Annotated in this window: 9 protein-coding genes; 2 read left to right on the forward strand and 7 right to left on the reverse strand. The window is 69.5% G+C overall.

What is annotated here, in order from left to right; translation table 11 throughout:
* A partial coding sequence (locus VB737_RS04485; protein ID WP_500311484.1) for a thiamine pyrophosphate-binding protein occupies window positions 1–435 on the reverse strand: 435 nt, incomplete at its 3' end.
* 85 nt (window positions 436–520) lie between these two features.
* On the opposite strand from VB737_RS04485, the gene lepB reads away from it, so the two are divergent.
* Window positions 521–1,150 (forward strand): signal peptidase I, encoded by a 630-nt coding sequence (lepB, locus tag VB737_RS04490; RefSeq protein WP_500311485.1) that lies wholly within the window; start codon window positions 521–523, stop codon window positions 1,148–1,150.
* Between the two features lie 49 nt (window positions 1,151–1,199).
* On the forward strand, window positions 1,200–1,559 hold the full coding sequence (locus VB737_RS04495) for a DUF760 domain-containing protein (RefSeq protein WP_323304498.1): 360 nt from the start codon (window positions 1,200–1,202) through the stop codon (window positions 1,557–1,559).
* 3 nt (window positions 1,560–1,562) lie between these two features.
* Here the strand turns inward: VB737_RS04495 and VB737_RS04500 are convergent, their stop codons facing one another.
* The 6 genes from VB737_RS04500 to VB737_RS04525 form a co-directional block, all read right to left on the reverse strand.
* Window positions 1,563–2,747 carry a DUF4336 domain-containing protein gene (locus VB737_RS04500; protein WP_500311488.1) on the reverse strand — a complete coding sequence of 395 codons (1,185 nt, stop codon included), beginning with the start codon at window positions 2,745–2,747 and terminating at the stop codon, window positions 1,563–1,565.
* Window positions 2,744–3,616, reverse strand: coding sequence for a metal ABC transporter permease (locus VB737_RS04505; RefSeq protein ID WP_500311489.1), 873 nt, complete (start codon window positions 3,614–3,616; stop codon window positions 2,744–2,746). The genes VB737_RS04500 and VB737_RS04505 overlap by 4 nt, the downstream gene beginning before the upstream one ends.
* Window positions 3,613–4,410 carry a metal ABC transporter ATP-binding protein gene (locus tag VB737_RS04510; RefSeq protein ID WP_500311492.1) on the reverse strand — a complete coding sequence of 266 codons (798 nt, stop codon included), beginning with the start codon at window positions 4,408–4,410 and terminating at the stop codon, window positions 3,613–3,615. Before VB737_RS04510 ends, VB737_RS04505 begins: the two co-directional genes overlap by 4 nt.
* Window positions 4,411–4,414: 4 nt before the next feature.
* Entirely contained in the window at window positions 4,415–5,437 is a 1,023-nt protein-coding gene (locus tag VB737_RS04515) for a metal ABC transporter substrate-binding protein (RefSeq protein ID WP_500311494.1), read from the reverse strand.
* Between the two features lie 177 nt (window positions 5,438–5,614).
* The gene (psbA, locus tag VB737_RS04520) at window positions 5,615–6,691 is read right to left on the reverse strand and encodes a photosystem II q(b) protein (protein WP_015108033.1); all 1,077 of its coding nucleotides are present in this window, start codon (window positions 6,689–6,691) and stop codon (window positions 5,615–5,617) included.
* Between the two features lie 157 nt (window positions 6,692–6,848).
* The coding region (locus VB737_RS04525; RefSeq protein ID WP_500311497.1) for a YcjF family protein at window positions 6,849–7,509 on the reverse strand (661 nt) is incomplete at its 5' end.

Genomic DNA, 7,509 nt, shown 5'->3' on the forward strand with positions numbered 1-7,509 from the left:
CTCCAGCTCCGCAGGGGCCATGGCGGTGAGCCCCTGCGGGTCGCCGTCGCCCCGCCAGCGGCAGCTGCCCACCAGGAACACCTCCTGGTTGACGCTCTGGTTGGCGCCGCAGCCCTTGAGCCGCGCCGGGCGATCGGCCGTGAGCAGCAGCAGTGGGATGGAGCCGAAGTCGGCCTCCACGGCGGCGGGCAGCAGGTTGGCCACCGCCGTGCCCGAGGTGGTGATCACGGCCGCCGGCTGGCCGCTGGCCCGGCCCAGGCCGAGGGCGAAGAAGGCGGCGGAGCGTTCGTCGATGGCGGTGTGCAGTCGCAGGCCCCCGGGTTCCAGCAGGGCGGCCGCCACCGCCAGGGGCGCCGAACGGCTGCCGGGGCAGACCACCGCATGGGTCAGGCCGTCCCGGCGCAGCGCCCCCAGCAGCTCCAGGGCTGCCCGCACGTTGGTCAGCGATGTCGGGGACCCGACCAAAGGGAGACGCTCCGGTGTTCAGGATGGGGGAATCATCCTCACGGACGGTTTCCCCATGGGCAGCGGCCCCGCCATCGCCACGCCCACGCCGCCACCGCCGGCGCCGCCATCCGCCCCCAACGGTGGCGCCGAGGGCCTGTTGCAACAGCTTGTCCGCCTGCTGCTGTGGGTGCTGGTGGCCCTGCTGCTGCGTTGGGCGGTGGTGGAGCCCCGCTGGATCCCATCGGGCTCGATGCTGCCCACCCTGCAGCTCCAGGACCGGGTTCTGGTGGAGAAGCTCAGCCCCCGCTTCGGGTCAGGGGTGCGGACGGGCCGCATCGTCGTCTTCCATCCGCCCGAGGTCCTGCAGCAGGCGGGTTACGACCCCGACGCGGCCCTGATCAAGCGGGTGGTGGCGGTGGCCGGTGATCGGGTGGAGGTGAAGGGCGGCCGGCTCTGGCGCAACGGCTCCCCCGTCGAGCCGGACTGGGCCAGCGAGCCGATGGCCTACGACTTCGGGCCCCTGGTGGTTCCCGCCGGGCAGGTGCTGGTGCTGGGGGACAACCGCAATGCCAGCCTTGATTCCCACCTCTGGGGTCCCCTTCCGGAGAGGGACCTGATCGGCACCGCCATCTGGCGGTACTGGCCCCTGGACCGGTTCGGGCCGGTTGGGTTCTCCTCTCCCCACGGGGGAGATGCCGCCTGAAAGACTGCGTTAGGGTGCTAGTCGTGTTGCAGAGCACACCGGAGGGGAAATGTTCAACCCGGAGTTCCTGACCGCCGACAACGAGGCGATCAGCGACAATTCGCTGATTCAGTACCTGCAGGAACAGTCCCCGGACGTTCTCCAGCGGGTGGCGCGTTCCGCCACCGGCGACATCCAGGACATCATTCGCCACAACGTCCAGGGACTGCTTGGCATGCTTCCCGGTGAGCAGTTCGAGGTGAAGATCCAGGCCAGCCGCGACAACCTGGCCGGCCTGCTGGCCTCGGCGATGATGACCGGCTACTTCCTGCGGCAGATGGAGCAGCGCATGGAGCTGGAGTCGGCCATGCTCGGCAGCGGCGGCTTTGAGGGTGGCCTCGACGATGACCCCGGTGAGCTGGAGCTCTAGGCCTCAGCGCTCCCCCGGCACCAGACCCAGACCCACCAGGGTTCTGTCGATGCCGGCCAGGGTCTGCCAGGCTCCCTGATCGGGGGCCCACTCTTCCTTATCGATCCGATCCGCCAGGGCCGCCAGCTCCTGGGACGAGCAGGCCACGGGGGCATCGTGGTGGGCGGGCACCACCCAGCGCAGGTTCTTCAGGCCCGCCAGCAGCCGGATCCAGCTCACCAGGGCGGCGCGCTGGCGGGGGAACACCAGCCGCTCCAGCACCGCCGCCACCTGCAAACTGCTGCGGCCACCTGGTGTGAGGGCCTCGAAATCCTCCTGCCAGCCGCTCTGCCAGCGGAAGGGATAGAAGCCGAAATGGGCCCGGGCGTCGCGGCACCCCGGTGCCAGGCAGCGGCGCAGCACCTCGCCCAGGGGCGGCACCACCAGGGGCCGGGGGCGCAGGTAGGTGGCGAACAGCACCAGCCGCCACCAGCCCCGCCGGCGCCGCTGGGGATCATCAACCAGGGGCTCGTCACCACGCTCACGGGCATGGAACAGCAGGGGTGTGGGATCCAGGTCGAACACCGCCGGCGGTTCCGGGGGAATCGCCACCAGGGCATCGGTGAGCAGCAGGCTGCCGCTGGCCCGGTCGAAGCAGGCGATCTCCAGGAAGGTGCCCAGCCCCAGGTCCAGGGGGCCCAGGGGCAGCCAGTCCAGCTGGTCGCCGTGGGGCACCCCGTCGCTGAGCAGCACCCGGGTGCGGGCGGCGGGGAACCCCAGCCACGCCGATGGCAGCGGCAGGGGAAAACTCCACTGCTTCGCTGACACCCACACCTGGGCGTCGGGGAAGGCTCGGGCCATGGCCGGTACCGGCAGCTTGTGCTCCAGCCCCGACGTCGTCGGCAGCACGATCGTGCACACCGGGCCGTGGCGCTCCTCCAGGTCCCGCAGGCGGGCGCGCACCTCGGCGGTGGGGGCCACCGGGGCATAGAGCAGCAGCCCTTCCCGCACCCGCAGCACCAGCATGCGGATCGGCACCGCCACGTACCAGACCCCTTGAACCTGCTCGAAGCTCCACAGCCGCCCGGCGACCAGCTCCCGCACCAGGGTGCGGCGGCGGCCGTAGGGGTAGAGGGGCAGCAGCGGCCACCACGGCCAGCGCTGCTCCGCTGCCGGGACCGTGGCGGGGCCGCTGGCTGGTTCGCTCACGCCGAAGGGAAGCGGGAGGCCCGCGGCGAGCGGCGCCGCTGGGCCAGCAGGCCATGGCGCGGCGCCAGCAGGAAGCAGAGCAGGAACAGCAGCGTCTGCACCAGCACGATGCAGCCGGCGGTGGAGGCATCCATCCAGTAGCTCCAGTAGATCCCGGCCACGCTGGAGAGCACCGCCGAGAGGATCGACAGCCACGCCATGCGGTCGAAGCGATCGGTGAGCAGGTAGGCGGTGGCCCCCGGGGTGACCAGCATCGCCACCACCAGGATGATGCCCACCGTCTGCAGCCCCGCCACCGCCGCCAGGGACAGCATCGACAGCAGCAGGTAGTGCAGCACGCCGGTGTGGAGACCGATGGAGCGGGCGTGGGTGGGATCGAAGCAGAACAGCAGCAGGTCCTTGCGCAGTGTCAGCAGCACCGAAAGCACCAGCACGCTGATCACCACCGTCTGGAGGATGTCGGAGGCGCTGATGCCCAGCACGTTGCCGAACAGGATGTGGGAGAGGTCGATGCTGCTGCGCACTTTGGAGATCAGGGTCAGGCCGAGGGCGAAGAAGCCTGTGAACACCAGCCCGATCACCGTGTCCTCCTTGATCCGGGTCATCTGCTTGATGTAGCCGATCAGGGCCACCGAACCGACGCCGAAGACGAAGGCCCCCACCGCGAAGGGCAGATTCAGGGCGTAGGCGATCACCACCCCCGGCATCACCGCATGGGCCACCGCATCCCCCATCAGGGCCCAGCCCTTGAGGGTCATGTAGCAGGAGAGCAGCCCGCAGACGCAGGAGACCAGCATGCTGACCAGCAGGGCCCGCACCATGAACTCCTGCTGGAGCGGTTCGATCAGCCAGGTGAGCGCGGCCGTCATGGCGCCTGCGGGGCGTCGGGGTCGACGGCCATCGGCGCTTCGCCCTCCAGCCGCAGGCCGCCGAAGGTGAGGGCCAGGTTCTCGCTGGTGAACACCGAGGAGGTCTCGCCGTAGGCGAGCACGGTCTTGTTGATCAGCACCACCTGGTCGCAGAAGCTGGTGACGTGGGCCAGGTCGTGGGTGGAGATCATCAGGGTGCGCCCCTCGCGGCGGAACTGCTCGAACAGCTCGATCATCAGTTTCTCGGTGCGGATGTCGACGCCGTTGAAGGGCTCATCGAGCAGCATCACCGAAGCGCCCTGGGCCAGGGCCCGCGCCAGGAAGGCCCGCTTGCGCTGGCCGCCGGAGAGGGCGCCGATCTGCCGGTGACGCAGCGGCCACAGGTCGACCCGTTCCAGCGCCTGCCGCACCGCCTCCCTGTCGACGGGACGGGGCAGGCGCAGCAGGTTCATCGAGCCGTAGCGGCCCATCATCACCACCTCATGAACGTTGACCGGGAAGTTCCAGTCGACGCTCTCGGTCTGGGGGACGTAGGCCACCGCCCGGGCCCGGCGGGCCTGGCGCAGGGGCAGGCCATTGATGGTGATGCTGCCGGCCGAGGGGCGAACGAAGCCCATCAGGGCCTTGAACAGGGTGGATTTGCCGGCCCCGTTCATCCCCACCAGGGCGCAGATGGTGCCGGCATTGAGGTGCAGGGAGGCCTCATGGACGGCCACCACCCCGTGGTAATCGACGCAGAGGTTGTGGACGGCGATGCGCTCGTGGCCGGCAGGGGAGGTGGGGCGAGAGGGCATCGGTTCAACTCCCCGCCAGACCCGCTTGCAGGGTCCTCACGTTATGACGCTGCAGCTCCAGGAGATTGGGGGCCGGGCCGTCCGGCAGGGAGAGCGAATCCACGTGGAACACGCCGCCGAAGCGGGCCCCTGACTGCTTGGCCACCTGCTTCTGGGGCTCGGCGCTGACCGTGCTCTCGCAGAACACTGCCGGCACCTGGCGCTCCTTCACCAGGGCGATCAGGCGGGCCATGCGCTGGGGGGTGACCTGGGATTCGGCGTTCACCGGCCACAGGTAGGCCTCGGAGAGGCCGTAGTCGCGGGCGAGGTAGGAGAAGGCCCCCTCGCAGGTGGCCAGCACCCGCTGGCCGGTGGGGATCCGGGCCAGGGCGGTCCGCAGTTCCCTGTCGAGGACCTCCAGTTCGGCGCTGTAGCGCTCGGCGTTGCGCTGGAAGGTGGCGGCGCCGGCGGGGTCGAGCCGGGTGAGGGCCCGGCGGATGTTCTCGACATAGACCTTGGCCAGCCGAGGGGACATCCAGGCGTGGGGGTTGGGCTTGCCCTGGTAGGCGTCGCCGGCGATCGGCAGGGGCGTGATGCCCTCGGTGAGGGTCACGTGGGGCACGTCGGGGAGGCCGGCATAGAAGCGCTGGGCCCAGCGCTCCAGCCCGAAGCCGTTCTCCAGCACCATCTGGGCCCCCGAGGCCCGCTTCAGGTCGCTGGGGGTGGGCTCGTAGCCGTGGATCTCGGCGCCGAGCTTGGTGATCGACTCCACCCGCACCCGCTCGCCGGCCACCTGGCGGGCCATGTCCGCCAGGATCGTGAAGGTCGTGAGCACCAGGGGGCGTTGGTCCGTGGCCCCTGCCGTGCGGCTGCCCTCGGAGGCCGCTCCGTTCACCGCCGACCCGGTGGATGTGCCGCCGCCCTGGGGGCCGGGGGCGCAGCCAGCGCTCAGCAGGGCGGAGGCCAGGGCGGCGGCCATCAGGGCCTGCTTCAGGTGGAACCGGGGGCCTTCGGAATGGCCCTGGCCGTCACGGCGGAGCTGGGGCATGGCGGCCGTTGTCTTGCAGAAAGCTTGGAGCAAACATTCTGGCCGCCACCGCGGCCCTGCCACGGCCGGATGGCCGCCACGAAAATGCCCCCTCGACGTCCGCAGTGGACGGAGGGGGCAGGGGCTGGTTCGGTGAGCGGCCCGCGGATCGCTCGCCGAACGGGGGTGCCGAGGGGATCAGCCGATCGCCGGAGCCTGCAGGGCCACGGGAACGGACTGCACCGTGGCCAGATCCAGAGGGAAGTTGTGGGCGTTGCGCTCGTGCATCACCTCGAAACCGAGGTTGGCGCGGTTGAGCACATCGGCCCAGGTGTTCACCACCCGGCCCTGGCTGTCGAGGACGGACTGGTTGAAGTTGAAGCCGTTCAGGTTGAACGCCATGGTGCTGATGCCCAGGGACGTGAACCAGATCCCCACCACCGGCCAGGCGGCCAGGAAGAAGTGGAGGCTGCGGCTGTTGTTGAAGGAGGCGTACTGGAAGATCAGGCGACCGAAGTAGCCGTGGGCGGCCACGATGTTGTAGGTCTCCTCTTCCTGGCCGAACTTGTAGCCGTAGTTCTGGGACTCGCTCTCGGTGGTCTCACGCACCAGGGAGCTGGTGACGAGCGAACCGTGCATGGCGGAGAACAGGGAACCACCGAACACACCCGCCACACCCAGCATGTGGAAGGGGTGCATCAGGATGTTGTGCTCAGCCTGGAACACCAGCATGAAGTTGAAGGTGCCGCTGATGCCGAGGGGCATGCCGTCGGAGAAGGAGCCCTGGCCCAGGGGATAGATCAGGAACACGGCGAAGGCCGCCGAGAGGGGGGCCGAGTAGGCGACGCAGATCCAGGGGCGCATGCCGAGGCGGTAGGAGAGCTCCCACTGGCGGCCCATGTAGGCGGAGATGCCGATCAGGAAGTGGAAGACCACCAGCTGGTAGGGCCCGCCGTTGTACAGCCACTCGTCGAGGCTGGCGGCTTCCCAGATCGGGTAGAAGTGCAGGCCGATGGCGTTGCTGGAGGGAACAACGGCGCCGGAGATGATGTTGTTGCCGTACATCAGGGAGCCGGCGACCGGCTCACGGATGCCGTCGATGTCGACAGCGGGGGCCGCGATGAAGGCGACGACGTAGCAGATGGTGGCGGCCAGCAGGCAAGGGATCATCAGCACACCGAACCAACCGACGTAGATGCGGTTGTTGGTGGAGGTGACCCAGGCGCAGAAGCTTTCCCAGCTTTCCGAGCGGCCGCTGCGAATGGCAGTGGTCATGGAAGTAAGACGGTAGGAAGAGGCAGTGATACCTCCACGAGGGAGGTCCATTCACATTAAGTAACCCCTCGGAAATGGGATCCAGACCGCAATGATCCTTCAGGCAATCGGGACGCTTCGCAATGATTATTCATGAACGGACTTCATGAAAACAACGTCACACCGCCGGTGGCAGGGAGGCTGGGGCCAGGGACGGCCCGGGGGATGGGGCCAGCTGCTGGCTGATCCAGCTCCGACCCTGCTGCAGGAAGCCGGACCAGTCGAGCTTCTCCGCTTCGGCCGCCCGCGCCACCAGCAGGGGGGCCTCCCGCTTGATCCGCTCGAGGTCCGGGACCTCGACGCCGGCGGAGAGGGCCAGCACATCGGCCATGGCATGGCTCACCACCCGGGTCAGGTAGGCCGCGCTCAGGGCCTGGAGCGCGCCCCCCACCAGCCAGGTGGCGCCGTGGAGGCGCACGGCGGCGGCCAGGGCCTGGCTGCTCCACTCCACCACCCCCAGCAGCAGGGCGGCCTTGCCCAGTTCCACGGCGGCGGCTTTGAGCTGCTCGGCGCTCCAGGGGCAGCCCCAGAGGCGGGCCATCTCCTGCAGCATCAGGCCGTTGGCCGCCGCCAGCACCAGCAGATCGAGGGAGGGCAGGGGCGCGGCGAACACCCCGGCCGCCACGATCCACTGGGTGCGCTGCTGCAGCGGCACCAGCCGTTGCCGCCGCAGCCGTTCCAGGTCGGCCTGCCAGTGCCTGTGCAGGGCCTCGATGCGCCGCAGCGGCGTGGCCCGGCGCAGGGATGCCCCTTCGGCCGCCAGCCAGCGGGCCAGGGGC

Origin of the sequence: Synechococcus sp. BA-120 BA3, from assembly GCF_034931285.1 — a bacterium.
Taxonomy (GTDB): domain Bacteria; phylum Cyanobacteriota; class Cyanobacteriia; order PCC-6307; family Cyanobiaceae; genus Cyanobium.

Bases quoted from the DNA above. Each gene is read 5' to 3' on its own strand.
- lepB (WP_500311485.1), top strand. From the start codon at position 521: ATGGGCAGCGGCCCCGCCATCGCCACGCCCACGCCGCCACCGCCGGCG.
- VB737_RS04495 (WP_323304498.1), top strand. From the start codon at position 1,200: ATGTTCAACCCGGAGTTCCTGACCGCCGACAACGAGGCGATCAGCGAC.
- VB737_RS04505 (WP_500311489.1), bottom strand. From the start codon at position 3,616: ATGACGGCCGCGCTCACCTGGCTGATCGAACCGCTCCAGCAGGAGTTC.
- VB737_RS04510 (WP_500311492.1), bottom strand. From the start codon at position 4,410: ATGCCCTCTCGCCCCACCTCCCCTGCCGGCCACGAGCGCATCGCCGTC.
- VB737_RS04515 (WP_500311494.1), bottom strand. From the start codon at position 5,437: ATGCCCCAGCTCCGCCGTGACGGCCAGGGCCATTCCGAAGGCCCCCGG.
- psbA (WP_015108033.1), bottom strand. From the start codon at position 6,691: ATGACCACTGCCATTCGCAGCGGCCGCTCGGAAAGCTGGGAAAGCTTC.